Raw genomic sequence first — 26185 nt, 5'->3', positions numbered from 1 at the left:
ATTCCCTACAGCCACTACCCTGGATGGCTGGTAACGGTAGGAGGAGCAGCTCGTGCAGATCACCAGCGTCGGACACGCCGGATTCCACATCCGCACCGCGGCGGGGTCGATTCTTTGCGACCCGTGGGTCAACCCCGCGTACTTCGCGTCGTGGTTCCCGTTCCCCGACAACACCCAGCTGGACTGGGACGAGCTGGGCAACTGCGATTTCCTCTACGTGTCGCATCTGCACCGCGACCACTTCGACGCGAAGAACCTGACCGAGCACGTCAACAAGGACGCGACGGTGCTGCTGCCGGACTATCCAGTACCGGATCTGCGGCGCGAGCTCGAACAGCTCGGCTTCCACAAGTTCTTCGAGACCGAGGACTCGGTCAAGCACACCATCACCGGCCGGGACGGCGCCGCGCTGGACATCATGATCATCGCGTTGCGCGCGCCCGCCGACGGGCCGATCGGCGACTCCGGGCTGGTCGTCTCCGACGGCGAGACCACCTGTTTCAACATGAACGACGCCCGCCCGGTCGACATGGACGTGCTGCACGACTCGTTCGGCCACATCGACATCCACCTGCTGCAGTATTCGGGCGCCATCTGGTATCCGATGGTCTACGACATCCCGAGCCGGACCAAGTCGAACTTCGGTAAGCAGAAGCGTCAGCGCGGCATGGACCGGTGCCGCAGCTACATCGAGCAGGTCGGCGCCACCTGGGTGGTGCCGTCGGCCGGGCCGCCGGTGTTCCTGGACGACGAGCTGCGCTACCTCAACGACGATCGCGGCGACGAGGGCAACATCTTCCCGGACCAGATGGTGTTCCTCGAGCAGATGAAGATCCACGGCAACGAGGGCGGGATCCTGATGATCCCCGGCTCGGTCGCCGACGTGCGCGGCGCCGAACTGGAGTTGACCCACCCGTTCGAGCCCGGGCTGATCTACGACAACAAGGCCGAGTACATCGAGCTGATGGCGCAGCGGCTCGCGCCGGTGCTCGCGGCCGAAAAGGCCTCGTGGGCAACGGGCGACGGCCCGCTGCTGGAACCGTTGCAGGCGCTGTTCGAGCCGATCATGGCGCAGAGCGATCTGATCTGCGACGGCATCGGTTATCCGGTCGGTCTGGTGCTCGGCGACGAGACCGTGGTGCTGGACTTCCCCAAGCGAGTGGTGCGCGGCCCGATCGAGGGCGAAGGCAAATACCGCTACGGGTTCCGCATCGCGCCCGAACTGGTGCGCACCGTGCTGCGGGACAACGAACCCGACTGGGTGAACACGATTTTCCTGTCCACCCGCTTCCAGGCGTGGCGGATCGGCGGTTACAACGAATTCCTCTACACCTTCTTCAAATGCCTCACCGACGAGCGGATCGCCTACGCGGACGGCTGGTTCGCCGAGGCGCACGACGATTCCGCCTCGACCGAATTGGACGGGTGGGAAGTGCAGCGACGCTGCCCGCACCTGAAGGCGGATCTGTCGAAATTCGGTGTGGTGGAGGGCAATACCCTCACTTGTAATCTGCACGGCTGGCAGTGGGACCTGGAATCGGGGCGTTGCAAGACGTCCAAGGGTCACGAACTGCGGTCGCGCAAGCTGAGCTGAGGCAGCGGGGCGGGCAGGCCGCAGCCGTGTGCCATCCGGGTCAGGGCTGTGAACGCGTGGCGATGCCGACGGCCACCAATGTCAGCGCGCTGCCGACCACAGCGGTGGCAGACAGGCCCGCGCTGGTGGGGGTGGCTAGATCGAGGGCGATCGACATCAGGAGTTGGCCTGCGATGGAGGTCAAACCGAGCAGGAGGACGCCGATCCAGCGGACGGTGAGCGCGGCCAGTGCGATGAAGGCGATACCGATCAGTCCGCCGAGATAGAGCCAGGGCTGCGTGGGGAATTCGGCGGGCAGGCCGGAACCGATGAGGACGGCGGCCTCGAGCACCACCAGGGCGATCAGGCCGACGCAGAAGTTGACCAGGGTGGCGGGCAGCGGGCCACCGGCCTGGCCAACCCGGCCGTTCACCGCTTGCTGCCAAGCCAAGCCGATGCCGGCCAGCGCGGGCAGGATGATCAGCAGCGCGGCCGGTGCGCCGCGCAGCGAGTCGGGGACGGACAGAGCACCGGTCGGTGCACCCGAGCGGCCCGACCCGGCGAGTACCACCGCGACCACCCCCAGTGCGGCACCGCCGAAACGCAACGCGGTGACCGGAGTTCGCCCGTTCGGAGCCATACCGAGGCGATCGACCACGAGGCTGCTCAGCAGCTGACCTGCGACGACCGCGACGGTGAACGCCGTGACTCCGATCGCCGCGACCGTCAGGCCCTGGCAGGCGACGAAGAACGCGCCACACAAACCACCGAGCAGATGCCAGGGGCGCAACGTGCCCGCCGCCAGCGCCCGCCGAACCTGCACCACCCCACCGCGGAGTCGAGCGCTCAACGCGAACGCGATCACCAGGATCAGCAGACCGGACCCGAAACTGATGGTGGCCGCGGCAATCCCGTCGTGCAATCGCGCCCCGAGCGCCCCATTGATCCGGCCCTGCACGGCCACCCCCGCACCGATGCCGAACCCGAACACCAGTCCCCACCTCGCCCGCGCGGTCACCACCGGCACGCTACCGCCGCGCCACCACACTCCGCCGCGCGCACGCCGGACACAGCCCAGGTGGTATTGGGCAATGCCACCGGCGTGTCCGGCGGCCATGACACGCGATCAGTCGATGCGCCCGAGGCGAAGGACCGTGCCCGATCGCCGGCCCGGCCGTATCCCTGTTTCTGGACACCGTTCCGCTTCCCGGCAGACCCGGATTAACCGCCGACACGCTGAGCCAGGAGCCGCAGGCCATGCCGTGCAGGGGTCGACCGCACTCGGATACCGCTTGGGCGCGTGCAGCGACCGGTGCGCACACGCCGCACGGGGGCGGGATCAGCCGGCGCGGAGGGTGGCGCGGGTGGCGTAGGTGTCGTGGCGGGCGTAGGTGCGGTCCCCGCCGTTGCGGGCGATGGAGCCGCGGACCAGGCGGGTGCGGATGCGGGCGCCGAGGTTCTCGTGGAAGCGGGTGGCGCCGGGGAGGATTCGGCGGGGTACCTCCAGCGCGCCGTTGAGTACGGCGGTGGCCAGGACGGCGGTCTTGAAGAATCTGCTGTCGGGCAGGTCGAGGAAGTCGGCGTTGCTGGGGCCGAGGATGATTCGGCTGTAGGCGACCATGTAGCTGGTGACCACGCGGCGCACCGCGCGCTGCGCCGCGGTGGTGTCGCCGACGAACAGGCCGCCCGCGGCGGGGATGAGGGCTTGGGCCAGGCGCTGGGAATCGGCGTCGGGGATGAATTCGGTGTCGGCGAGGATCCAGAAGGCGCGCCAGGTGTCGGTCTCGCAGGTCGGCAGGATCTCCGCGTCCACGCCGAGCAAGAACCCGACATAGCGCCACAGCTGGAATACCGCGTCCTTCTCCTTGGCCGAGAATTGCAGCCCGAGCGCTTGGGCGCCAACCAGATTCGCCATGGAGAAGAGGCCGAGCGTGCCTACGGTCAGCACCTGGTTGACGGGGTGGTCCCAGGCCGCGTAGTCCCAGTCGGGGCGCCGGTTCATGCCTGCCCGCACCAACGCGTGCATCAACCGCACGCGCAGCACGCTCTTGTAGCCGACCGCATTGCGTTCCAGGCCACCGGGAGTCGTCACGTCCAGCCACCACTGGGTGGTTTCGGCGAGCCTGCGCGGCGCCATCGCGTCCAGGTCGCCGGTGCCGACCAGGGTCTTGTCCGCCCGCGACGCCAGGTAGCCGCCCATCAGGGCGAACATGCCCATGGCGATGCCACCCCAGACGCCGGTGCGACCGACCACCCGGGCACCGCGATCGATCTTGTCGCGGTCCAGCCAGTACGGTGCCGCTTCCACCTGTTCGAAGAGCGCCACCAGCTCCGCCGGGGCGTCGGGCACCGCGTCGATACCGTTTTCGACGGCGAGCTCGAACATCCGGCGGCCCTCGCCGACGGGCAGCCGCTTGAACATGGTGACCACGGCGTCCGCCAGCGGATCACCGACCTGGGTGAAGCGGCGGAACGAGTCGCGCTGGGCGGCGGTGCAGCTCAGGTCGCCCGGTGCCAGGACGGGCACGGCGTACTTGAACGGGAACTCCGTGAACAGCTGCGGAGTGGGCAGTTTCTGGTTGTCATGCGCCATTGCACTTCACCCGTCGGATCGAGGTTCGCGGTCGAGCATTCTGACAAGACCGTCCCACAAAATCGGATATCTGGCAAGGAGGTATGCCAGAATGTCTCGAATGGCTACCACCTCGCGGTCCTACGGCGGCGTCCCGATCGAACAGCGCAAGGCGCGCCGTCGCGGCGCCCTGCTCGATGCCGCGCAGGAAATCATCGGGACCTCGGGTTTCGCCAAGCTGACCGTCTCCGGTCTGTGCACGCAGGCGCGGCTTTCCGAGCGGTACTACTACGAGAGCTTCACCGACCTCGACGCGGTGTTCAGCGAGGTGTTCGACCGGATCGTCGACGAGATCGGTCAGGCGGTGGTCACCGCGTTCGTCACCACGCCCACCGACATCCGCGCCAAGACCAGGGCGGCCATCGCCGCGGCCATCGACCTGATCGCCGACGATCCGCGCAAGGCGCGCATCGCCACCGTCGAAGCACAGCTGAATCCAGCCCTGCTGATGCGCAGAGCCGAGGTGATGCGCTCCTTCGCGGGCATCATGCTGGCCGTGTGTGCGGGCGAGGTGGGTGCCGACGTGGTCGAAAATGCTGGTGACCACGCCGAATTCGCCGCCACCCACCTGCTCGGCGGTCTCTGGGAAACCACCAACAGCTGGCTGGCGGGCACCCTCCCGGTCACCCGCACCGCGCTGATCGACCGCTCCACCGACCAATTCCTGCTTACTGCAAGCCATCTCATCGGCGTCACGCTCGACTAGTCATCGACAGCTTTCGGCGGTAGCCACCAGGTGGTCACCAGGGCGATCGGCAGCAGGGTGGCGCCGAGGACGGCGAGGATGGTCGGCATGGACCACCAGGTGGTGGCGACGGCGGCGAAGGCGAAGACGACCAGGGCGACAACCTCGCCGAGCAGCCCGGATACCGAAGTGACGGTGGCCCGGGCCGGCCCCTCGATGGCGTCCTGGAGGCGCGCACCCGCGACGACACCGGCGTTGTAGACGATGCCGTAGGAGACGCCGATCGCGGTGAACCCCAGGCCGGTAAGGACATACACGGCGCTCGGCCGATGCTCGGCGAGCCCGGCGATGAGCGAGCCGCCGAGAAACAGCACACCACCGAAACCGACCGCGATCGCCATGGTGCGCCCCGACATACCCTCGGTGCGCCCGGCGAGAACCGATCCGATAAGCGAACCGAGCACCGTCACGCCGACGAGCAGCGGCACCACCGCCGTGGCCACCCCGGCCGACTCGGCGAGCAGCGCGAAGTACTCGTCGAACGCGGTGATCCCGAACAGCAGTGCCCCGAGCAGGACCCCGTTGCGCACCGCCCGCACCCGGATCGCTTCCCCGACACCGGTCTTCAGCATGCCGATATAGCGAGCGAATGGTCCCGAGGCATCCGTTGCCACCGGGTACGCGAGGTGCGGTTGATCGGCCTCCTCTTCCAGCTCGTCGACCGCTGCGGCGGATACCACCTTCGGCGCGCTGGGCAACGTCATCGCGATCACCGTGTGCAGCGCGGCGAATCCGACACTGGACCAACCGATCAGCGCGTAGCCACCCCACAGATACAGCGGGGTGGCGGCCACGATGCCGATGACGATGGCGGTCTCCGAGGCCGCGCGGGTGTAACCGAGGATGCGCGCGTAGGAGGCCTGTTCGCCGCGGGCGGCGAGATCGTCGTACAGCAGCGCTTCGAAGGTGCCGGACACCAAAGCGCCTGCGGTACCCCACAGCACGAATCCCAGCGCGAAGCCGAGGTAGGTGGGCACCAGGGTCCACAGAGCGAACCCCGCGGTCAGCAGCACACCGCTGAGGATGAGCAGGGCACGCCGCGACACCGTGTCCGCCCAGGCACCCGATGGCACCTCGAGCAGGAACGCGGTGGTCGACCAGATCGCGAACAGCGCGGAGATCTGCCCGGTGCTCAACCCATGATCGGCGAACAGCAGCGAGTACAGCGCATAGAGCGGAATCAGGTCGCCGATGCCTTTGAACAGCACGGCGCGAATGGTCAGCGCGCGCAGCGACGGTGCAGCGGTGCCACCCGTCAGCCGGGTGAGCACCTCACTGACAGATCAATAGGCATAAACGAGCAAACGCATACGGTCAGCATGCGCAGCCGCGCCGGGCCGCGTCAAGCGGTTATCGCAGTGGCAGCCAACCGTTGGCGGCGTGCATCGAATCGCCGTCGTCGAGCCGCCGGTCCGTCGCGCCGGGGCCGACCCGTCCGTGGTTCTCGTTGAGGTCGCTGATCAGCTCCGCCACCGGATGCGAGTCGCTGTAGTGGTAGCCCTGGGCGAGCGCGAAGCCGAGTTCGGTGAGTACGGCGGCCTGGTATTCGGTCTCCACACCCTCGGCGATCACCTGGAGGTCGAGCGCGCTGCTCAACGCGGCGATCACGCCGAGCAGCGGCGGCGCCGGGGAGTCGGAGCGGATCGCGGCGACGAAGGACTGGTCGACCTTGAGGATGTCGCTCGGCAGCGTGGCCAGCCTGCTGAGCGAGGAGTATCCGGTGCCGAAGTCGTCGATGGCGATGCGCACCCCACGCTCGCGCAGCGTGTGCAGATTCGCGATGGCGGTGTGGGATTCGGCGGCCAGCTCGCTCTCGGTCACCTCGAGCACCAGTTGCTCGGCGGGCCAGCCGGTGCCGGCGAGGATGCCCGCCACCCGGTCGGCGTAGCCGGCTTCGGCCAGTTCCAGGCCGCTGACGTTCACGTTCAGCGTCAGGTCGAGCTGGGCGAAGGTGTCCTGCAACCGCGCGGCGTCGGCGCAGGCCCGGCGCAACACCAGCTCGTCCAGATCGGAGATGAGGTCGTACTCCTCGGCGACCCGGATCAGGCCCTCGGTGGTGACGTCCGGCTGCGCGCTCGACGACCAGCGCAGCAGCGCCTCGACCCCGACCGCCTTGCCGCCGCCCTCGGTCAGGCTGACGATCGGCTGGTAGTGCACGTCGAGCAGGCCGCGGTCGATGGCCTCACGCAACTCCACCGCAAGCGGCAGCTGGCGCGACGACTCCAGCACCGTCCGGTTGCGGCCCGCCTGCTTGGCCCGGTACAGGCCGACGTCCGCGCGACTCACCAGCAGCGAACCGGATTCGCCCGGCTGCCACGAGGTCACGCCGGCCGAACAGCCGGTGGTGACCGCCGCGCGTAACTGCTCGGTGAGCAGGATGGCGGCCTGCTCGGTGGTGTTCGGCAACAGCATCGCGAACGCGTCGCCGCCATAGCGGGCCAGCCGCTGGTCCGGCGCAAGCAGTTTCGACCAGGTGTCGGCCACCCGCTGCAGCACGGCGTCGCCCGCGCGGTGGCCGAGGTGGTCGTTGATCTTCTGGAAGCGGTCGAGATCGACCAGCACCAGCGCGAGGCCCTGGCCGGTGCGGGTGGCCTGGTCGATCGCGGAGTTCAGCGCGCGATCGAAGCCGCGCCGGTTCAACAGCCCCGTCAGCACGTCGATATCGGCTTCCGAGGCCATCCTGGTGAGGATGCCGACCACCACGCCGACGCCGACGGTGACACCGGCCGGGATCAGCCCGGACCACCACGGCAGCCCGGGGTCGACCGGCCGCGCGGGCAGCACCCACAGGCACAACGCCAGTGCGAAGGCGATATGCGCGGCGGCTTGCGACCACGCGAAAAACAGAGCCGCGTCACAGGCGATGAAGACGTAGAACGCGGCGAGGCTGATCGCGCCGACCGTGTTGGGGAACGCGTACACCGCGATGGTCACCAGCACCGTAGCGATCGCGACGTAACCGTGGTGCACCGAGTGCGGCAACCGCGGTCCCCACGCCAGCAGGGTGAGCCCGAGCGTCAGCGCGATCGCCGCTGCCGTGCCGACCAGTGCCCGATTACCCTCGTCGCCCGGGGCGACGGCAGTGATAAGCAGACCCAGCACACCACCCATGACGTAGAACGCCCCGGTGGTCCGAGCCATGACCATAGCTGTCGCCAGCGCCGATGCCGCCCGCACCCGGGTTCGGGTATCGCCGCGCGCCCCGATTCCTCGCACGGTGAATAGCCTAGACACAACGAATCCCAGCGGTTGCCACATCCCGTGAATCCGGAGTGGCGAACGGTTGGCTATTCATCTTCGCGAAACATCCGGGTAGCCAACACGACTAGGCCGCGGGTGCCCACACTCGATATTCACAGGCACTATCCAGTGTGCCGAGGGGCGGACCGGAGGCGGGTTGGGACGAGCGAATGTCCGCCCACCGCCGCAGGCCCGTCCGCTACTTCGGCGGGGTCAGCACCTCGGTACCGACGAACGGCACCAGCGCCGCGGGCACCCGCACCGACCCGTCGGCCTGCTGGTGGTTCTCCAGGATCGCCACGATCCAGCGGGTGGTCGCGAGCGTGCCGTTCAAAGTGGCTGCGATTTGCGGCTTTCCGTTCTCGTCGCGGTAACGCACCGAGAGGCGACGGGCCTGGAAGGTGGTGCAGTTCGAGGTCGAGGTGAGTTCCCGGTAGGTCTGCTGGGTCGGCACCCAGGCCTCGCAGTCGAACTTGCGCGCGGCCGAGCTGCCGAGATCGCCTGCGGCGACGTCGATGACCCGGTACGGGACCTCGACGGCCGCGAGCATGTCCTGCTCCCAGCCGAGCAGACGCTGGTGTTCGGCGTCGGCTTCTTCGGGCGTGGTGAAGACGAACATCTCCACCTTGTCGAACTGGTGCACCCGGATGATGCCTCGGGTGTCCTTGCCGTAGCTGCCCGCCTCCCGCCGGAAGCACGACGACCAGCCCGCGTAGCGCTTCGGGCCGTTGCTCAGGTCCAGGATCTCGTCCGAGTGGTAACCGGCCAGCGGCACCTCCGACGTGCCGACCAGGTAGAGGTCCTCCTCGGCCAGGCGATAGACCTCCGAGGCGTGCTGGCCGAGGAAGCCGGTGCCCGCCATGATCTCCGGGCGCACCAGCACCGGCGGGATCATCATGGTGAACCCGTTGGCCACGGCCTTCTGCGCCGCGAGTTGCAGCAGACCGAGCTGCAGCAGCGCGCCGTAGCCGGTCATGAAGTAGAAGCGGGCGCCGGAGACCTTCGCGCCGCGTTCCATGTCGATCAGGCCGAGCGACTCGCTGAGATCCAGGTGGTCTTTCGGTTCGAAGTCGAACTCCGGTGGCGTCCCGATGGTTTCGAGCACGACGAAATCGGCCTCGCCGCCGGCCGGAGCGCCCTCCTGCACCACGTTGGAGATGGCGCGGTGCGCGGCATCCATATCGGCATCGGCCGCGTGCTGCGCGGCCTCGGCCTCCTTGACCTTGACCGACATCTCCTGCGCCTGCGCGAGCAGCGCGGGCCGCTCCTCTTTGCTCGCCTTGCCGACCAGCTTGCCCATCGCCTTGTGCTCGGCGCGCAGGTTGTCGGCGGTGGCCACCGCCGCACGGCGGGCGGCATCGGCCTCGAGCAGGGCATCGACGAGGGCGGGGTCTTCGCCACGGGCGCGCTGCGAGGCGCGGACCGCGTCGGGGTTGTCCCGCAGGAATCGGAGGTCGATCATGGGGCCTCAGCCTAATGGTCCGGATATTGCTGTTTCACCCCGATATCCCAGGATGCGGACCGCTCGGCCGAGGACGCGCGCATAGTTGGCTTGTGGGTACAACTTTCGACGAATCAGCCATCGATGACGTACTGACCGAGCTGACCGCGGGCGAGAAAGCCTGGGCACAGACCCCGCTTCGCCGCCGCCGTGAGCTCCTCGACGACATCCACGCCCGCACCGGGCGCTTCGCCGGCGACTGGGTGCGGGCCGCGCGGACCATCAAGGGTCTGGCCGCCGACTCACCGCTGGTCGGCGAGGAGTGGATGTCCGGACCGCTGACCCTGCTGCAAGCCACGGCCGCGCTCGCCGCGACGCTGGCCGCGCTGGACGAGGGGCGCAGCCCGCTCGACGGAGTCACCGTGCGGACCGCGCTCGGCAATCGGGTGGCGGTGCCGATCCTGCCGCTGAGCAACTATGACCGGTTGCTGCTCAACGGTTTTCACGGCGAGGTCTGGCTGCGGCCGGGCGTCGACGCCGACACCGCGCGGCGGCGGGCCGGACTGGCGCAGCTCGATCCGACCGCGACCGGCGGCATCGGGGTCGTGCTCGGCGCGGGCAACATCACCTCCATTCCCCCGCTGGACGCGTTGTACGAGCTGTTCGCGCACAACCGGGTGGTCGCGCTGAAGCTGAACCCGATCACCGATCCGCTGTACACGGTGTTCGAGATGGTGTTCGCGCCGCTGTGCGAGCTCGGCGTGCTGCGGATCGTGACCGGCGACGCCGACACCGGTCGCTACCTGGTGCACCACCCGGAGGTCGCGCATGTGCACATGACCGGCAGCGCGCAGACCCACGACACGATCGTGTGGGGGCCAGGCCCGGAGGGGCTGGAACGCAAGAAGGACAAGCGGCCGCTGCTGGACAAGCCGATCACCAGCGAGCTCGGCGGCGTGTCGCCGACCATCGTGGTGCCCGGCGACTGGTCCGACGCCGATCTGCGCTTCCAGGCCGAGCACGTGGCGACCCAGCGGCTGCACAACGGCGGCTACAACTGCGTCGCCGCGCAGGCGGTGGTGCTCAGCAAGGACTGGGCGCTCAAGGACAAGTTTTTGGCCGAGCTGCGCACCGCGCTCGCACACGCCCCGCAGCGGGCCGCGTACTACCCGGGCAGCGACTCGCGGGTCGCGGACGCGCTGGCGTCCTACCCGGGCGCCGGCCAGGTCGGCTCCGGCCGGGTGCTGATCGAGCAGCTGCCGCTGACCGATACGCCGCTACTGCGCACCGAGTACTTCTCGCCCGTCCTCGGCGTGGTCGAACTGCCCTACCCGGGCGGCGAATTCCTGCAGCGAGCAGTCGATTTCGTGAACAACGAACTCACCGGGACGCTCGGCGCCAACGTGCTGGCCCATCCGTCGACCATCCGCAGGCTCGGCATCGCCTTCGAGCGCGCCATCGAACGGCTGCGCTACGGCGCGATCGCGGTGAACGCGTGGACCGGGCTCGCCTTCCTCGCCCCGCACGCCGCGTGGGGCGCGTTCCCCGGCCACACCCTCGACGACGTACAGAGCGGAATCGGCGTGGTGCACAACGCCTTCCTGCTCGACGACGTGGAGCGCACGGTGGTGCGCGGACCGTTCCGGCCCGCGCCGCGCTCGCTGCTGCACGGGGAGCTCGCCTTGTCGCCGAAACCGCCCTGGTTCGTCGGCAACGCGGCCGCGGCGGCGACCGCGCGCAAGCTCACCGAGTTCTACGCGAGCGGCAACCCGGCCCGGATTCCCGGCATCTTCGTCTCCGCGTTCCGTGGTTAGCCGGGAAAAGCGCTGATCAGAACGGGTCGTGGCACCGCGGCGCGGAGACTGCCATGATGGATCGCGATGTCCCCCTCCGATCACGCCCCCGAGCCAGCGCCGTCGAGCCGGCCGACCACGCGCGCCATGCCGTCACGCAGCGGCGGCGGCGCGGCGCGGCGGTCGTTAGACGCGGTACGGGGCGTGTTCACCGGTGAGACGCCGCTGCCTGCGCCGACGCTGCGCTGGGGGCTGCTGCTGGTGGCCACCGGTGCCGTGATCGCCGCCCTGGTGACGCTGTTCGTGACGGGGTTCGACAACAACAAGATCGAGGCGCACAGCCCGGCCTCGGCCGGTGAACCGGTGGTCGACAAGGAGTTCGGTACCGCGGTCAAGGGCGATTGCCTGAGCTGGTCCAAGCCCGACCACTCCGACCTGGTCAAGGTGCGCTGCGAGAGCAAGCACATGTTCGAGGTCGCGGCGGATATCGACATGAGCAAGTACCCGGGCAAGGAGTTCGGGCCCGGTTCACGATTCCCCGACTCGCTGCGGCTGACCGAGCTGAAGGAAGAGCACTGCGTGCCCGCGGTGCAGCAGTACATGGGCGGCAAGTTCGATCCGCGCGGGCGCTACATCGTCGGGTTGATGTATCCGAGCCCGGACGGTTGGCAGCACGGCGACCGCACGCTGCGCTGCGGCTTGCAGTACGCGGCGAGCGCGGGCACGCCGCCGTCGACCGGCAGCGCCGCCGAACACGATCAGTCGAAGGTGTACGGGCCGGGCGTGTGCCTCGGCATCAACCAGAACCTGCCGACCGACCCGGTGGACTGCGCGCAGGTGCACGCCGTCGAGATCGTCTCCACCATCGACCTCGGCCAGCGGTTCCAGGGCGGGCCGCCCGCCAAGGAGGAGCAGGACCGGTTCGTCGAGGAGGAGTGCGCGCGCACCTCGGCGGAGTATCTCGGCGGGCCCGATGTCGTGCGCAACAAGACGCTGACGCTGTTCTTCGACTTCCTGGACGCGCGCAGCTGGCTGGCGGGCAGCCGCAAGCTGGACTGCATGGTCGGCAAGGGGGCCGATCGGGAGGGCTTCGCGCCGATCACCGGTTCCGCGCGCGGCGACATCCTGATCAACGGGCAGGCGCCGCAGCCGCCGCCGAATACCGGCCGCTCCACCCCGACGCCGCTGCCCGGCGCCGCGCCGCTGCCGCCGCAGCCGAGGTAATCCGCGACGATGTCGGTCTCCATGTCCGAGGACCGGTTCGAGGAGTTGGTCGGCGACGCGCTCGACCGGATCCCGCCGGAGCTTGCCCAAGCCATCGATAATGTCGTCGTGCTGATCGAACCACGCAATTCGGATGATCCACATTTGCTCGGGCTCTATCACGGAATCGCACTCACCGAACGGGACAGTCACTACGGCGGCGCGCTGCCGGACACCGTGACGATCTATCGCGAATCCATCCTCGCCATCTGCTCGGACGAGAGCGAAGTGGTGGAAGAGGTGGCAATCACCGTGATCCATGAGATCGCACACTATTTCGGCATTGACGAAGACCGCCTGCATCAGCTGGGATGGGGCTAGTCTTTATCCAGCTGTATGAGTGCGGTTGCAGTTGGGGCGAGACAGGAAGAAACTTCAGGGGATTCGATGGAACCGATCGCTTCGCTGTCGCGTCCTATCACTCGAAGGGGGAATTCTCGTGGTTCCGCCCCATAGCCGCCACTAGAAGGAGTCGAGTCATGGTTGGCCACGTACACGTACAACCCGAGGTCGTCCTTGCCGCCGCCGCTGAGCTGGATCTGCTCGCCGAGCGGCTCGCCGCCGCCGCCGCGCTGACCGCACCCGCGACGCATGTCGTCCCCTCCGGGATCGATGAGGTGTCGCTGCACGCCGCGAACCACCTCAACAAGGGTGCCGCGACGCACGACCAAGCCGTAGCCCAGGGGATTCTGGAACTGCACCACGCCGCCGCAACGTTGCGCAGCCAGCTCGTCACCCACGTCGGTGAGGATGTCGTGCGGGCGGGCGCACTCAACATCGTCAGCGGAACAATCGCTTAACGCCTGCGGGCATCGCATAAAGCACAAGCAAGGGGAGAAAGCATGACCGCAGGAATCACCGGGGTGTTCTGGCTGCCCCGTCAGGCAGAAGGCAACTCGATCGCGCTGAACGCAGGCGCGCACGCCATCCCGATCTCGGCAGCGGCCACCGCGTGGGGCGGGCTGACCGCGGCCTGGGTCGATGCCACCGCGACCGTCGCCCGGGTGATGGCGGAGCTGGGCGTCGGCATGCAGGGCATCAACGGCATCTCGGCGCTGTCCAAGCTCACCGGCTTCATCGGCTGGTCCGAGCAGCAGGGTGTCATGGCGGCCACCATGAGCTCGAAGGCGGCGAGCAACGCGATCGCCTACACCGTGGCCTCGCTGGCCATGCCGAGCATCCCGGAGATCGCGGCGGTGAACGCGGCGCGCATCGCCGCGCACTCGACCGGCGGCGTGCTCAACGGCACCTCGGAGCTGGCCGAGGCCGCCAAGGCCGCGCTCGACCTGCGGGCCGCGCTGACCATGGAGACCTACGAGGCGGCGACCACCGCGATGGTGGTCACCCCCGGCGAGTTCGTGAACCCGCCGACGATCGCGAAGGGCGCGGGCACCGCGGACGCGGGCCAGACCGATCAGGCGTTCCAGGCCACCAACGCCGACCCGGTGCAGAGCGCGATCGCCGCGGCGGGCGCGTTCGTGAACAACCCCGCCGTGGTGGGCGCGGCGACACAGGCGGCGAACATCGCGGGCTCGGTGGCGACCACCGGTGTGTCCACCGTGGGCACCATCGGCTCGCAGGCGGTCGCGGCCGTCACCACCGCCGCAACCCCCGGAATCACCAGTGCCGCACCGGCCGCCATGGTCGGCGGCGCCGGACTGGCCTCCGCCGCCTCGGCCGCGGGAACGCGGTCCGCGTCGTTCTCCTCCGGCCCGTCGGTCGCACTCGGCAACGGCTCGCTCAAGCTGCCCGAAGGCTGGGGCGCCGGAGCGCCGACCGGTGCACCCGCCGCGGCACCCGTCGTCGAGAACGTCTCGGCTACTCAACCCGCCGCGGCACCGGCGCGTAGCAACAACACCGCGGGGAGTCCGTTGCTGGGCAACCAGGTGCGCGACGAGGACGACGAGTCCGAGCACAAGGGGCAGGACTACCTGCGCTCGACCGAGCACTTCAACGACGGCCGCTACGCCGCCGACGGGGTGATCGGCGCCGACGCCGGTATGGCCGCTAAGTGACGGTGCTCGGTGCGGGCCGCGGCCCGTCGATGCTCGCATCGGTGGTGCTGTCGCTCGATGAAATGCAGTTTCTCCTGGAGAAGCTGGAGATCGACGAGGTGCCCGTCGTGCTGGACGCACGCGGGCAGTACGACAACGTCACCGATCACGATGCCGCGATGGCCGCGGCCGCCCAGTCGCTCACCGATCGGGAACTGCTGATCGGTGACGCGGTGCACCAGGAACTCGAGGACCGGCTGCGGGCGCTGTACCGGCCGCACTGGGTGGTCGCGCTCCGGCTGTTCGTGGAGGGTCAAGCGAGTCGCATGTGTCTCGCGAAGGGCGACGATGTGGTCACCGTCGCCCTGCGCGGGCCGCAGTCCTACGTGATCGACGAGGCCGAGGACGACCTGCCCGGTCCGGTGATCGCCGCCCTGGGCCAGGCCGACCCGCTCGACCTGACGGGCATGCGGGCACCGACCGAACAGCTGGTCCCGATCTTCGACGACACCGGCGACGCGGCGGCGACCGCCAACCGGCTGGCGAAGGTCGGCACCCCGCCTGCGGACGCGCAGGCCCTCGCATCGGCCATGGTGCAGATCCATTCGCACGCCGAGATCGTCGGCGTGGTGTACGGCGACGGCACCCGCGACCTCACCGACAACCACATCGCGGTGTTCAACACCCGCGCGGGCCGCTTCATCGCGACCGCGAGCAAATCCGATGACGGCGTGAAGTGGACGTCGCTCAGCACCGGAACACCATCCCGTTTGCGAACAGCCTTGCAGGACTTGATCAGTGGACTGCCGGAGCGCGCGGAGTTCCCGCGCAAACCGGAACAGGTGTAGGCCGAGGCCCTATGTCGAAGTCCGGCCGAATGCATCCGGGGGGCTGGATGGGACTTCGACATAGGGCCTAGCCCATCGGGTCGTCCGAAGTCGGTGCGACGTCGTAGCCGAAGGGTGGGGTGAAGCGGCCCCAGCGGATGCAGTCCCAGGTGCCGTCGGGCAGCGGGACCAGCTCGATGGTCTCGGTGTTGTCGAGGTGGTTGTTCGTGGTGAACGGCGGCAGCACGTCGGCTAGGTAGCGGGACACCAGACGCATCGCGGCACCGTGGTTGACCAGCAGCACATCGCCTTCGCTCGACCCCGGCGTCAGGTACGTCTCGCGAAGTTCCTCGATGACGGGCAGGAAACGGGCGAGCACGTCGCGGCCGGACTCACCGCCGGGGATCCGTTCATCCAGATCGCCGTTGTGCCAGGCCCGGTAGATGCGCTGGAAGAACAGGTGCGCCTCCTCGCTGTGCTTGCCCTCCAGGTCGCCGGCCTGCACCTCCTGCAGGTTGTCCAGCACCGTGGCAGGCACGCCGGTCGCGGCTTCGATGTAGCCCGCGGTCTGGCGTGCGCGCAACGCCGTCGAGCAGAACAGCACGCGCGGCGGGTTCAGCAGGGTTTCGCCGAACAACTTCGCCTGTGCCGCACCGCGTTCGGTGAGCGGCAAACCAGGCACCTTGGTATCGAGCAGCTTCGCGACATTGCCTTCGGTCTCGCCGTGCCGGACCAGAACCAACTTGGCCGGGCCGATCTTCGCCTCGGTCACAGATCCGCCACCCCCTTTCGTAGCTGGGTCAGCCATCCCGCGGCCGCCTCGTCCGAGGGCGGAGGCGTGCCGGTCGCCGACGTGGCGGGCCAGGAACCGAGGAACCGGATCCGGGCGGTGCGGTGCAAAGCCTTGAGCGCCTCGGCCACCGCGGTGTCGTCGATGTGCCCGACGCAGTCGAGATAAAAGCGATAGGTGCCCATGCCCGTGCGGGTGGGCCGGGACTCGATCCTGGTCAGATCGATACCGCGAGTGGCGAATTCGGCGAACGCGCGCATCAGCGAGCCCGGCTCGTTCGGCAACTCCAGCACGATCGACGTCCGATCCGCACCGGTAGCGGGCGGCGCCACGCACGGCCGGGTGACCAGCACGAAGCGGGTGATCGCCTGCTCGTGGTCGGCCACGCCCGCGGCCAGCACTGCCAGTCCGAGCCGGGTTCCGGCCAGCGCGGTGGACACCGCGGCATCGGCCTTGCCTGCCGCGACATCCTCGGCCGCCGCGGCATTCGAGGCCGAGACGTAGGGCTGGGCTTGCGGCACATTCCGCGACACCCACTCGCGGACCTGGGCGGCGGCCACCGGATAGGCGGCCAGCGTGCGCACCTCGGACAGGTCGGTGCCGGGGTGGCCCAGGATCGTGAAGGTCACCTCCAGCTCGGTCTCCGCCACGATCTGCAACCGCGGGCCGACGGCCAGGGAATCGAGCGTCGCGGCGATCGAGCCCTCGACCGAACTCTCGATCGGCACCACCGCCCCGTCGACCTCCCCGGCGCGGACCAGCTCGAGCGCGGCCCCCTGACTGGGCGCGGCGACCCGCTCGACGGCCCCTTCGAAGGCCCCCGAGGATTCGAGTTCGGCGAGCGCCATCTCGGTGAAGGTTCCGGAGGGCCCGAAGTACGCGATACGCGGCACGGTTACGACCTTACTTGCGTCCGCGACCGGCGCTCCCGGTATTTACCGGCTAACCCTTTTCACCACGCCTTTCACCGTTACGCGCGAGCGGGGCGAGGGCGTGGGTTACTTCGTCGGGGTGCTCGGTCTCGATGGCGAGCAGGACGGTTCGGAGAGCTTCTACCGCAGGCGGTTTCAGTGCGTTCAGGAAAGTAGTGTCCGGGGCGCCGAGTGCGGTGCGGATGTCTTCGCCGCAGAGGGCGGCGGCGGTGGCGGCGACGATCGCGAGGGCGCGAGCACCCGAGGAGGTTCGGGCGATGAAGCCGGTGTCGGTGTGCACGATGGCGGCCAGGAAGTCGGCGATGTCCGCGTCGGGTGCGTCGGCGTCGAGGATCGGCGCCGAGTCGCCTGTCGTCGGGGCGCGCACCAGGTCGTCGACGATGCTGCGCCGGGCCGGTGCCGTCAACGCGATGAGTACCGGTTCGCCAGGTGTTTCCGCTCCGTGCGCCACCGATCCACCGTAACAACCAGGTGCGGTGCGGAGTTCGGCTGTGCAACGGGCGGCGAATTCTCAGGATCAGCGTGGGGCGAACGCTTGCGGATGTTCCGCTCGTCACTTAGCTTAGGGTAACCTAATTGAGCGCCGAGCAAGGCGAACAACGCCCGACCACGGAGGTTTGCATGCCGCGTCCGACACCGACCGTCACACCGTCCACCGCCGAGCGGGTCCGCAGTGCGTGTGCGCATGCGGAACAGGCGGTGCTGGCCATGCCCGGCATCGATCCGACGCCCGTCTCGGTGCATCACGTGCGCGAGTGCGGCGACGCGGTGATCGCGGTACCGACCACGTCGGTGGCGGCACTGGTGGCAGGCAACTCACCGGACGCAGGCGCGCCCGCGGTCTTGGAGCTCACCGATCACGCCCCGCTCCCTTTGCGCGAACCCGTGCGCGCGCTGGTCTGGCTGCGCGGCTGGGTGCGCGCGGTGCCCGCGCAGGCGCAGCGGGCGCTGGCCGGCGAGGTCGCGAAGGAGAACCCGGACCCTGGTCTGCTCGATGTCGGGCACACCGCGACCCTGTTGCGGCTGGTGATCAACTCCGCCGTGGTCGCCGACTCGACCGGCGCCGAATCGGTGAGCATCGACGAACTACGAGCGGCGCAGCCGGATCCGTTCTGCGCCTTGGAATCCGCCTGGCTGCTGCACATGGACGCCGACCACGCGGACGTCGTCGCACAGCTGGCCAGGCACCTACCGCCCCGGCTCCAGCACGGCATCGTGCACCCGCTCGCCATCGACCGCTACGGCCTCACCCTGCGCGTCGAGGGCCGCGACGGGGACCACGACTTCCGGCTACCGTTCAACTCCCCCGCCGACGACATCGAGTCGCTCAGCCGCGCGGTCCGCACCTTGGCGGGTTGCCCGTTCCTCAACGGACTGCGTCGCATTTGAGCCGCAGACCGCGCGGTAGTCGGCGGCGCCGATAAGGGCGTTGAACCAGCCGGGGTGACCGGCCGCTCGAACTCGGGCACTCGAAATCGGCCTATCCGCGAGTGATCATTCCTTGGGTTAAGTCCTGCTCTGCGTGCGCAATACGCGCGACCGCTCAGGGGCGCGCTACGGCAGCCAGGACACGTGACCGCGCAGGACCGTGTAGCCGAGGTAGGCGACCGCGTCGATGGTGGCGTGCGCGAGGATCAGCGGCCACAACTTGTTCGTGCGCTGCCAGTAGCGGCCGAAGATCAAGCCCATCACCAGGTTTCCGATGCCGCCGCCGAGCCCCTGGTACAGGTGGTAGCTGCCGCGCAGCAGGGCCGAGGCGAGCAGTGACGAATTCTCCGACCAACCGAGCTTGCGCAGGCGGGTGATCAGGTAGGCGACCACGATGATCTCCTCGGCCAGCGAGTTCGCGCAGGCGGACAGGATCAGCGCGGGCAGTCGCCACCAGTGGTCGCCGAGCGACGCGGGCACGATCGTGACGCTCACCCCCATGGCGTGCGCGATCAGGTACAGGCCGAGGCCGGGCAGTCCGATGATGGCGGCGAGCACCAGTCCGGGCACGACATCCGCGCGCCACCGCAGCCGGGCCGCCAGCCCGATCAGGCGCGGCCCGATCCCGCTGCGCCACAACAGGTACAGGCCGAGCGCCGCCCACCCGACCAGGCGCGCCACGCTCAGCAGCTGGAACAGCAGGTCGATGGTCGACTGGGCGGACCGCGACGGATTCAGCGCGACGGTTCGCCCACCCACCCCGCCGGGCGCGAGCGCGCTCTCCACCAGCGACAGCCCCGCATTGAGCCCACTCAACCCGAAGGTGACCACCAGCACGACCGCGATCTCGAGCTTGATCCCGAGCCGCTCCCGCTCCGTCACCTCGCCCTGCTCGCCCCCGGACTCACCTCGCATGGGCTCGAATCTATTGCCCCGCCGCCACCGGCGCGGCGCACGCCCCGCGCGCCACGCCTTTCGGCACGCCCTATGCCGCAACACCGACTCAGCCAGGGCCGGTGGCACACCACCGTCGAGCAGAATCATTTAGTCGCCGAACTGCCTAGGTGGCGCACCACCGACACGGCGCACTCCCCGCGCGCACGCCTTTCGGCACACCCCCTGCCGCGACACCGACTCAGCCAGGGCTCGTAGCGCACCACCGTCGAGCAGAGCCATCTGGTCGCCGAACTGACCGAGGGGCCGGTGGCACACCACCAGCGCGCAGAGCCATCTGGCCGCCGGGCCTCGCCTAGGCCGGTGGTCTCACGGACCGCGTCGTGGGCGGCGGAGGCGGCTGCACACCATCCAGCGAGCTGGGTCACCTGGTCGCCAGGCCAGCGGCACACCCCTCACCGAGCAGCGCGGACAAGACTCCGCTCACCTGCATCGATACACCCGGGCAGCTACCGTGACCGAACTGTTCTCCGTCCGGCGATAACACTGCCGGGGCGCCCGCGAATTCATAGAGAGTGCGCGGGCGGACGGGCACTGCGACCGGGGCGATATCCGCGTGCCTACTGGGCCGGAGAACGCTCGCACCGGATCGAGATCATCCGTCGCACCACCGACCCGAACGACGAGCGATAAGTAGAGTCTCAGTGATGAATGGCGACGACCCCCAGTACCGCGCACGGATGCGCCGGGTGCCGCCGCCCGGTCAGCCGCCGATGCCGCGCCCCGGACCGCGCCGTGCGGGACCGCCGGTCGACCCGCAGTCGCCGTACGTCGAGCCGACGCAGGTGCTGCGCCGCGGTGGCCCGCATCAACCGCTCGCGTATTCGCAGGTCCCGCCGGAACCCGCGGTCTCGCGGCGGCCTCCGCCGCTCGACAAGCCCCGCGGCGGCCCCACGCATGCGCCTACTCAACAGCCGGTGCCCTATCGCGAGGGCCCGCCACCGCAGCGGCCCCGGCCGCGCCGCGGCAGTCCGCCGCCACCGCCGCCCGGTCCGCCACGCGGCGAACGGCAGGCGCGCGCCCCGCGCCCGCGCCGCAAGCGCCACTACTTCCGCTGGTTCCTGGTCCTGCTGCTGGTGCTCGTGCTGGCCGCCATCGGCGCCGTCGTGAAACTCGACGGCTCGCTCACCCGCATCCCGGCACTGGCCAACTACTCCGACCGCCTCGGCGATACCCCCGGCACCAACTGGCTGATCGTCGGCTCGGACGGCCGCGCGGGCCTAACGCCCGAGCAGGAACAGGAGCTCGCCACCGGCGGCGAGGTCGGCCCGGAGCGCACCGACACGATCATGCTGGTGCACATCCCGAAGTCGGGAAAGACCACCATGGTCAGCCTGCCGCGCGACTCCTACGTCAGCATTCCCGGCAACGGCCAGGACAAGCTCAACGCCGCCTTCGCCATCGGCGGGCCGCAGTTGCTCGTGCAGACCGTCGAGATCGCCACCGGCGTGCGCATCGATCATTACGCGCAGATCGGATTCAGCGGGTTCGCCGGCGTCGTCGACGCGCTCGGCGGCATCGACGTCTGCCTGCCGACCGCCATCGACGATCCGCTGGCCGGGATCAACCTGCCCGCAGGCTGCCAGAAACTGAGCGGACCGGAGGCGCTCGGTTTCGTGCGCAGCCGCGCGACCGCGCTCGCCGACCTGGACCGGATCAATAATCAGCGCATCTTCATGGCCGCTCTGGTCAAGAAGGCGACCAGCACTGCGACCCTGGTCAATCCGTTCAAGCTGTGGCCGTTGGCCTCCGACACGGTGAAATCGTTGAAGGTCGACGACGGCGACCACATCTGGCATCTGGCGCAGCTCGGCTGGGCGATGCGCGGCGACACGGTGGCGACGACGGTGCCGATCGGCCGGTTCGCCGATACCGACAGCGGCAATGTGCTGGTGTGGGACAAGAACAAGGCGAGCCAGTTCTTCGATGCACTCGCTTCCGACCGTCCGATTCCGGAGGACCTGCTGACGAGGTAGCGTCGGTCACATGCCGGACACCGAGCTCGATCGCCCCTTCCCGACTCTGCTCACCGCACAGATTCGTCACGGGTTCACGGCAGCGCAGCAGTATCTCGCCGCCGCCGTGTACCTGGACGCGAATCGGTTGCCGCAGTTGGCCAGACACTGCTACGGCAAGTCCGAGGAGCAGCGCGCACACGCATTGCGGATGGTCCAGTATCTGCTCGACCGTGATCTCGACGTCCGGATCGGCGGGCTGGACGAGATCCAGTCGACCTTCGAATCCCCGCGCGCCGCAATAGCTTTCCTGCTGGAGACCGAGCAGCACCGCAGCACGCAGATCACCGGGCTCGCCCGTGCCGCCCGCGAATCGGGCGACTATCTCGGCGAGCGCTTCGTCCAGTGGTTCCTGAAGGAACAGGTCGAAGACGTCGCCAGGATGACCACGCTGCTGACCGTGATCGACCGCGCGGCGGACAATCTGTTCGACGTCGAGGACTTCATCGCGCGCGAACTCCGGGTGCCGCAGCGCATCGACAACGCGACCCCGAGAATGGCTGGGACAGCGAAGAATTAATTAGGCAATACTAGCCTCAATAAGGTTGCACTTGGATGACACGCGCCTTGACCAGCGCTAATGTCAGCTACTATGTCCAGCCATCCGGAGTCCCCACGCAGCAAATTCCACGGCCTGCTCCATGATCAGATCAGGCATGAATTCAATGCCGAACATCAATACATCGCCATCGCGGTGTGGTTCGACAATGCTGATCTGCCCCAGTTGGCCAAGCGTTTCTATGCGCAGGCGGTGGAAGAACGCAACCACGCGATGATGATCGTGCAGTACTTCCTCGACCGGGACATCAGTGTCGAGCTGTCCGGCATCGACGCCGCCAAATCCAAGTTCGAGAATGTGCACGAGCCGATCGCGCTCGCCCTCGCCCAGGAGAAGACGGTCACCGACCAGATCATCCAGCTGGCGAGCACCGCCCGCGAAGAAGGCGACTACCTGGGCGAGCAGTTCATGCAGTGGTTCCTGAAGGAGCAGGTCGAGGAGGTCGCCAACATGACCACCCTGCTCACCATTGCCGAGCGCGCCGGGTCCAACCTGTTCGATCTGGAAGAGTTCATCGCCCGGGAAATGAGTGGTCCCAGCGATACTTCCGGCGCCCCTTCGGCAGCGGGTGGATCCGTCTGATAGGCGTCGCCCATCAATAGCGAACAGGCCCAGCTCGCGCGACGAGCTGGGCCTGTTGCCGTTCAACACTGTTCTACCGAACACCCGTAGGGCTGAGCAGCGATTTCAGCCGGTGCTGAATAATGTCGACGGTTTATTCTTCCGCACCGGCTGTTGAGACCGCGCTCACCTACACCGCTTTTTCGGCAGGAGTAGCGAGCCACGCAATTAGCAGGAGCGTTTTTCGCTGAATTCTCCTACTGGTTCACCGCAATTCAGCGCAGGGTCACCTGACGCGAGCGCAGACCATCGCGCGACCGACGCTCACCGGCGGTCAACGGCGCGTCCGAAGCCAGCGCCTCGGCCAGCCGGGCGTCGAATTCCTGAGCGGGCTTGGCCCATTCGTCGGCGTGCATCTCGGGATCCAAGTCGAAGACCGGAACGAGCACACCGTGCGTGCGGAACGAGCCCGCGAACCGGGAGCCCTCGCCGAGCTGCAGCCCACCGGCGGCGTGCAGGCGGGCCAGCGCCAGCATCAGGTCGTCCTCGTTCTCCGGGCGAACCCAGCGAATGTGCGCCTTCTCGCCGGCGTCCACCCACCATGCCGCACCGACCGCGTCCGGACCGAGCGCGATCCGGGCAGACGGCTTGATCGCCAGCTTGGCCTGCTCGATGGTCGCGGCGACCTGCGGGTCGGGCTGCACGCCCTCCGGCACCCACCAGTCGAAGTCCTGGTGCACCGTGATGTCCAGCGGCGCAGCGGGATCGATCACGTCGGCCAGGCGCGGGCCGCCCGCGACGCTCTCCACCGAGGCCAGCGAGTCACCGGGCTCGGCGGACTGCGTCCACAGGATGGCGGCGGCGATATCGGCACCCAGGTCGGCGCCTTGGAACTGCACCTGCGCGCCGACGTAGCCGCTCGGCGGCTCGCCCGCCCGCACCAGCGCGGCCACCGCACCCGGTAGCACGGTGGCGAGCACGACCGAACGCTCGGCCGCGACACCGGACGCCAGCTTCAGCTCGGCGGTCGCCGACGGCACGAACTCGCACAGCGCGACCAGATCGCACTCCGCGGCCAGCCCCTCGAAGGGACGCGAGACGGCCTGCGCCGCCTGCTCGAGCGCCACCTTCCGCTCGGCGAGACGCTGTGCCCGGTTCCCTCCGGGCTTAGGACTATTCCGCTTGCTCTTACCCACGGGGGGTCAACCTACATGGTGTGCGCTCCGCCACCCCGCGCGCCACGGCACCGGGACGGTGCTCGGCGCGGCCGCGGGCAGGTCGCTGCTGAACGGCGCACGCGCACAGCCTGGTTCGCCGGTCCGCCGGCGCGCGACGAACCAGTCGCCGGACCAACTCTGTCAAGCCGCCTTTCGGCAGCCCGCCGGTGTCGAGCGACGGCGCCGACGGGCAGCGAGCGGTGCGGGTGGGCATGGGCCTCGATCCAGAAGGGCGCGAAGCGAATACGCCTGGGCCGCGATGCCGATCCGTTCGAGCGCAGGATCAGGCGGCGTCGAGCAGCGACTTGGTCCGTCCGGGGTGGTTGGTGGCGACCCAGCTGACACCGAGGTCGGCGCACAGGCGCACGTCGTCGGGGTCGTCCACGGTCCAGCAGTAGGTGGCGCGGCCTGCGGCGGCGGCCTTGTCGACCAGCTCGGGGTGGTCGCGCAGCGTCTTCACCGACGGGCCGACGGCGGTGGCGCCCACCGTGGTCGCGGCGCCGCCGCCGAGGTAACGCGACGATTCGCCGAGCAGCACGGTCGGCAGCAGCGGCGCGGCTCGGCGGATCCGCCAGACCGCGGTGGCCGCGAAAGACATGACCACCGCGCGGGAATGATCGGCGGAGGCGGGGGTGGCGATGCCGAACCGCTGCAGTTCGGCCAGCAGCTTGTTCTCCACCAGCGCGCCGTAGCGGACCGGGTGCTTGGTCTCGATGAACAGCTTGGTCGGCCTGCTGCGCCAATCGAGCACCAACGTGATCAGCTCGCTGAGAGTGAGTACCTCCGCGGCTGCGCCGTCGGCGCCGAAGTCGAGTTCCTTCAGTTCGTCCAGCGTCATCTCGCTGACGAGGCCGGTGCCGGAGGAGGTCCGGTCGACTGTGCGGTCGTGCACGCACACCAGATGCCCGTCCCTGGTCAGCCGGACGTCGCATTCGACGCCGTCCGCGCCTTCCTGGAGCGCCAATTCGTATGCGGCGAGGGTGTGTTCGGGGCGCGCCGCCGAAGCACCTCGGTGCGCCACGACGAACGGTGCGCGACTGACCTGGCTCACTTGGCCAAAACCTCCTGTTGCTCACGGTCCACTGCACCGTTGTCCTCAACGCCTGTGCCGTTGTCGTCAGCACCGTCGCCCTCAGCATCGTGGTGCTCAGCCGCATCCGGTGCGGACTCGCCGACCGCCTGCGGCGCCCGCCCACCGGGATGCACCGGCTCGATCACCGGCACGGCCGGGTCGACGGCGATCAACCAGCGCCGGGCGGTCCTGCTGCGGCCGAGCACGTCTCGTTCCTCGACCGCCCGCATCACGGCCAGGGTGAGCAGCGCGACGGCGGCGGCGACCAGGTCGGTGAACGCGGTGAACAGCACGCCGTCCGCCTCGGCCTGCAACGAATCCGCAGTCCGCCACAGCAGCGCGGCCGCGGCGACCACACCGCCGAACACCCAGGCGGCCCACCAGATCCGGATCGTCCGCAGCGCGCGCGGATCGGACCGTCGTGCGACGAGCTCGGTCAGGAAAACCCCTGGCCACAGCAGATTGACCACCGGGATCACACAGCCGAGCACCAGTACCCGCACCGAGCGCGGGTCGGCGCGCCCGGTTTCCTGGAAGGCGGCGCGGCGCGCGTCGATCAACCAGCCGACCACGGCGACCGCGCTCAGCAGCGCGAACAACAGAGCGAGCACCGCGGCGCCGACGACGAGCGCGTCGGAAGAGAACAGCAGCGCGGGATGGATCAGCCGGGTGCGATTGCGCAGCAGGAGTAGATAACGCAGCAATTCGGCGACGGCCGCGACCGCGAACAACGCTGTGGTGGTGATCAGCAGGGTGGATGCCCTGGCCGTCAGCCTGGTGAGCGGACGAGCAGCTGCGGCGGCGGGCTTCGGCGGCGGATCGAGCAGACCCCAGCGCGGAATATGGGTGTAGCGCGGAGTTTCGGCGCTCGGCACAGGGTGTCCGGCGGCCGGGGCCCGGCGCGCGCGATGGTCCGGCCTGCGAGCCACCCAGCGATAGTTACGCCGCTCGGCGGGTGCGTCGATGGGGGCGGGCGACAGCAGCACGCCGCGGCAGCGCGGGCACCAGTGCATCGGGGTCGACTGCACGGCCCAGCGCGCGCCACACCGCGCACAAGGTTGTACGACCGTGCTCACCGTGCCTCCTGTGTCTTGCGGGACACCCGCGCCCGGTCGGCGCTGATGAGCGCTGCGCCATTGTGTCTCATCA

At 68.9% G+C, this 26185-nt stretch carries 24 protein-coding genes; 12 read left to right on the top strand and 12 right to left on the bottom strand.

What is annotated here, in order from left to right:
* The first annotated feature begins 52 nt into the window (after nucleotides 1-52).
* Nucleotides 53-1594, top strand: coding sequence for a Rieske 2Fe-2S domain-containing protein (locus DMB37_RS21460; protein ID WP_135234241.1), 1542 nt, complete (start codon nucleotides 53-55; stop codon nucleotides 1592-1594).
* Between the two features lie 40 nt (nucleotides 1595-1634).
* On the opposite strand, the gene DMB37_RS21455 is transcribed toward DMB37_RS21460, so the two are convergent.
* Both DMB37_RS21455 and DMB37_RS21450 read right to left on the bottom strand, forming a co-directional pair.
* Nucleotides 1635-2690, bottom strand: a complete 1056-nt coding sequence (locus DMB37_RS21455; protein ID WP_135234240.1) for a DMT family transporter — start codon at nucleotides 2688-2690, stop codon at nucleotides 1635-1637.
* Between the two features lie 222 nt (nucleotides 2691-2912).
* Nucleotides 2913-4166 (bottom strand): oxygenase MpaB family protein, encoded by a 1254-nt coding sequence (locus DMB37_RS21450; protein ID WP_135234239.1) that lies wholly within the window; start codon nucleotides 4164-4166, stop codon nucleotides 2913-2915.
* A 100-nt stretch (nucleotides 4167-4266) separates the two neighbouring features.
* Between DMB37_RS21450 and DMB37_RS21445 the strand changes: the two genes are divergently transcribed.
* Nucleotides 4267-4911, top strand: coding sequence for a TetR/AcrR family transcriptional regulator (locus DMB37_RS21445; protein ID WP_135234238.1), 645 nt, complete (start codon nucleotides 4267-4269; stop codon nucleotides 4909-4911).
* Here the strand turns inward: DMB37_RS21445 and DMB37_RS21440 are convergent.
* The 3 genes from DMB37_RS21440 to serS all read right to left on the bottom strand — a co-directional run bounded on the left by DMB37_RS21440 (nucleotide 4908) and on the right by serS (nucleotide 9652).
* A complete protein-coding gene (locus DMB37_RS21440; protein WP_135237732.1) occupies nucleotides 4908-6182 on the bottom strand; it encodes an MFS transporter in 1275 nt (424 codons plus the stop codon). The two genes, DMB37_RS21445 and DMB37_RS21440, sit on opposite strands and share 4 nt — an antisense overlap.
* Nucleotides 6183-6300: 118 nt before the next feature.
* Nucleotides 6301-8166, bottom strand: a complete 1866-nt coding sequence (locus DMB37_RS21435) for a bifunctional diguanylate cyclase/phosphodiesterase (protein WP_240771602.1) — start codon at nucleotides 8164-8166, stop codon at nucleotides 6301-6303.
* A gap of 223 nt (nucleotides 8167-8389) precedes the next feature.
* Nucleotides 8390-9652, bottom strand: coding sequence for a serine--tRNA ligase (serS, locus tag DMB37_RS21430; RefSeq protein ID WP_135234237.1), 1263 nt, complete (start codon nucleotides 9650-9652; stop codon nucleotides 8390-8392).
* 92 nt (nucleotides 9653-9744) lie between these two features.
* Between serS and DMB37_RS21425 the strand changes: the two genes are divergently transcribed.
* The 6 genes from DMB37_RS21425 (at nucleotide 9745) to DMB37_RS21400 (ending at nucleotide 15529) form a co-directional block, all read left to right on the top strand.
* Nucleotides 9745-11445: an aldehyde dehydrogenase family protein gene (locus tag DMB37_RS21425; protein WP_240771601.1), complete on the top strand. Its 1701-nt coding sequence runs from the start codon at nucleotides 9745-9747 to the stop codon at nucleotides 11443-11445.
* A 126-nt stretch (nucleotides 11446-11571) separates the two neighbouring features.
* Nucleotides 11572-12648, top strand: a complete 1077-nt coding sequence (locus DMB37_RS21420) for a septum formation family protein (protein ID WP_135234235.1) — start codon at nucleotides 11572-11574, stop codon at nucleotides 12646-12648.
* Nucleotides 12649-12657: 9 nt separating this feature from the next.
* Nucleotides 12658-13008 (top strand): metallopeptidase family protein, encoded by a 351-nt coding sequence (locus DMB37_RS21415; RefSeq protein WP_135234234.1) that lies wholly within the window; start codon nucleotides 12658-12660, stop codon nucleotides 13006-13008.
* A 158-nt stretch (nucleotides 13009-13166) separates the two neighbouring features.
* Entirely contained in the window at nucleotides 13167-13487 is a 321-nt protein-coding gene (locus DMB37_RS21410; protein ID WP_135234233.1) for a PE domain-containing protein, read from the top strand.
* Nucleotides 13488-13529: 42 nt separating this feature from the next.
* Nucleotides 13530-14702: a PPE domain-containing protein gene (locus DMB37_RS21405; protein WP_135234232.1), complete on the top strand. Its 1173-nt coding sequence runs from the start codon at nucleotides 13530-13532 to the stop codon at nucleotides 14700-14702.
* On the top strand, nucleotides 14699-15529 hold the full coding sequence (locus tag DMB37_RS21400) for an ESX secretion-associated protein EspG (RefSeq protein ID WP_135234231.1): 831 nt from the start codon (nucleotides 14699-14701) through the stop codon (nucleotides 15527-15529). Before DMB37_RS21405 ends, DMB37_RS21400 begins: the two co-directional genes overlap by 4 nt.
* Before the next feature lie 67 nt (nucleotides 15530-15596).
* Here DMB37_RS21400 and DMB37_RS21395 read toward each other — a convergent pair whose 3' ends face one another.
* The 3 genes from DMB37_RS21395 to DMB37_RS21385 are packed head-to-tail and all read right to left on the bottom strand — an operon-like array spanning nucleotide 15597 to nucleotide 17681.
* Nucleotides 15597-16280 (bottom strand): histidine phosphatase family protein, encoded by a 684-nt coding sequence (locus DMB37_RS21395; protein ID WP_240771600.1) that lies wholly within the window; start codon nucleotides 16278-16280, stop codon nucleotides 15597-15599.
* Nucleotides 16277-17191 (bottom strand): prephenate dehydratase, encoded by a 915-nt coding sequence (gene pheA, locus DMB37_RS21390; RefSeq protein ID WP_135234230.1) that lies wholly within the window; start codon nucleotides 17189-17191, stop codon nucleotides 16277-16279. Before pheA ends, DMB37_RS21395 begins: the two co-directional genes overlap by 4 nt.
* 49 nt (nucleotides 17192-17240) lie before the next feature.
* Complete coding sequence (locus DMB37_RS21385) at nucleotides 17241-17681, bottom strand: hypothetical protein (protein WP_135234229.1); 441 nt, start codon at nucleotides 17679-17681, stop codon at nucleotides 17241-17243.
* 170 nt (nucleotides 17682-17851) lie between these two features.
* Between DMB37_RS21385 and DMB37_RS21380 the strand changes: the two genes are divergently transcribed.
* Nucleotides 17852-18619, top strand: a complete 768-nt coding sequence (locus DMB37_RS21380) for a DUF2470 domain-containing protein (protein WP_135234228.1) — start codon at nucleotides 17852-17854, stop codon at nucleotides 18617-18619.
* A 165-nt stretch (nucleotides 18620-18784) separates the two neighbouring features.
* On the opposite strand, the gene DMB37_RS21375 is transcribed toward DMB37_RS21380, so the two are convergent.
* On the bottom strand, nucleotides 18785-19573 hold the full coding sequence (locus DMB37_RS21375) for a CPBP family intramembrane glutamic endopeptidase (RefSeq protein WP_135234227.1): 789 nt from the start codon (nucleotides 19571-19573) through the stop codon (nucleotides 18785-18787).
* Nucleotides 19574-20259: 686 nt separating this feature from the next.
* Here DMB37_RS21375 and DMB37_RS21370 point away from each other — a divergent pair.
* From DMB37_RS21370 to DMB37_RS21360, 3 genes are all read left to right on the top strand, one after another.
* Nucleotides 20260-21588, top strand: a complete 1329-nt coding sequence (locus DMB37_RS21370) for an LCP family protein (RefSeq protein ID WP_135234226.1) — start codon at nucleotides 20260-20262, stop codon at nucleotides 21586-21588.
* A 10-nt stretch (nucleotides 21589-21598) separates the two neighbouring features.
* Nucleotides 21599-22147 carry a ferritin gene (locus tag DMB37_RS21365; protein ID WP_107653566.1) on the top strand — a complete coding sequence of 183 codons (549 nt, stop codon included), beginning with the start codon at nucleotides 21599-21601 and terminating at the stop codon, nucleotides 22145-22147.
* A gap of 72 nt (nucleotides 22148-22219) precedes the next feature.
* Nucleotides 22220-22768, top strand: coding sequence for a ferritin (locus tag DMB37_RS21360; protein WP_107653565.1), 549 nt, complete (start codon nucleotides 22220-22222; stop codon nucleotides 22766-22768).
* Nucleotides 22769-23022: 254 nt separating this feature from the next.
* Here the strand turns inward: DMB37_RS21360 and DMB37_RS21355 are convergent, their stop codons facing one another.
* From DMB37_RS21355 to DMB37_RS21345, 3 genes are all read right to left on the bottom strand, one after another.
* Nucleotides 23023-23943, bottom strand: a complete 921-nt coding sequence (locus tag DMB37_RS21355) for a DUF5926 family protein (protein WP_135234225.1) — start codon at nucleotides 23941-23943, stop codon at nucleotides 23023-23025.
* A gap of 304 nt (nucleotides 23944-24247) precedes the next feature.
* Nucleotides 24248-25015, bottom strand: coding sequence for a glycerophosphodiester phosphodiesterase (locus DMB37_RS21350; protein ID WP_135234224.1), 768 nt, complete (start codon nucleotides 25013-25015; stop codon nucleotides 24248-24250).
* Nucleotides 25012-26112, bottom strand: a complete 1101-nt coding sequence (locus DMB37_RS21345; RefSeq protein ID WP_240771599.1) for a DUF4328 domain-containing protein — start codon at nucleotides 26110-26112, stop codon at nucleotides 25012-25014. The genes DMB37_RS21350 and DMB37_RS21345 overlap by 4 nt, the downstream gene beginning before the upstream one ends.
* Nucleotides 26113-26185: the final 73 nt, after the last annotated feature.

This window comes from Nocardia sp. CS682 (genome assembly GCF_004634405.1).
Taxonomy (GTDB): domain Bacteria; phylum Actinomycetota; class Actinomycetes; order Mycobacteriales; family Mycobacteriaceae; genus Nocardia; species Nocardia ninae.
This window is presented reverse-complemented; position numbering and strand designations above follow the sequence as displayed.

Excerpts from the sequence above, each read along its gene's own strand:
- DMB37_RS21455 (WP_135234240.1), bottom strand. The coding sequence starts at position 2,690 with ATGGCCGCCGGACACGCCGGTGGCATTGCCCAATACCACCTGGGCTGT.
- DMB37_RS21450 (WP_135234239.1), bottom strand. The coding sequence starts at position 4,166 with ATGGCGCATGACAACCAGAAACTGCCCACTCCGCAGCTGTTCACGGAG.
- DMB37_RS21445 (WP_135234238.1), top strand. The coding sequence starts at position 4,267 with ATGGCTACCACCTCGCGGTCCTACGGCGGCGTCCCGATCGAACAGCGC.
- serS (WP_135234237.1), bottom strand. The coding sequence starts at position 9,652 with ATGATCGACCTCCGATTCCTGCGGGACAACCCCGACGCGGTCCGCGCC.
- DMB37_RS21420 (WP_135234235.1), top strand. The coding sequence starts at position 11,572 with ATGCCGTCACGCAGCGGCGGCGGCGCGGCGCGGCGGTCGTTAGACGCG.
- DMB37_RS21415 (WP_135234234.1), top strand. The coding sequence starts at position 12,658 with ATGTCGGTCTCCATGTCCGAGGACCGGTTCGAGGAGTTGGTCGGCGAC.
- DMB37_RS21410 (WP_135234233.1), top strand. The coding sequence starts at position 13,167 with ATGGTTGGCCACGTACACGTACAACCCGAGGTCGTCCTTGCCGCCGCC.
- DMB37_RS21405 (WP_135234232.1), top strand. The coding sequence starts at position 13,530 with ATGACCGCAGGAATCACCGGGGTGTTCTGGCTGCCCCGTCAGGCAGAA.
- DMB37_RS21380 (WP_135234228.1), top strand. The coding sequence starts at position 17,852 with ATGCCGCGTCCGACACCGACCGTCACACCGTCCACCGCCGAGCGGGTC.
- DMB37_RS21375 (WP_135234227.1), bottom strand. The coding sequence starts at position 19,573 with ATGCGAGGTGAGTCCGGGGGCGAGCAGGGCGAGGTGACGGAGCGGGAG.
- DMB37_RS21370 (WP_135234226.1), top strand. The coding sequence starts at position 20,260 with ATGAATGGCGACGACCCCCAGTACCGCGCACGGATGCGCCGGGTGCCG.
- DMB37_RS21365 (WP_107653566.1), top strand. The coding sequence starts at position 21,599 with ATGCCGGACACCGAGCTCGATCGCCCCTTCCCGACTCTGCTCACCGCA.
- DMB37_RS21360 (WP_107653565.1), top strand. The coding sequence starts at position 22,220 with ATGTCCAGCCATCCGGAGTCCCCACGCAGCAAATTCCACGGCCTGCTC.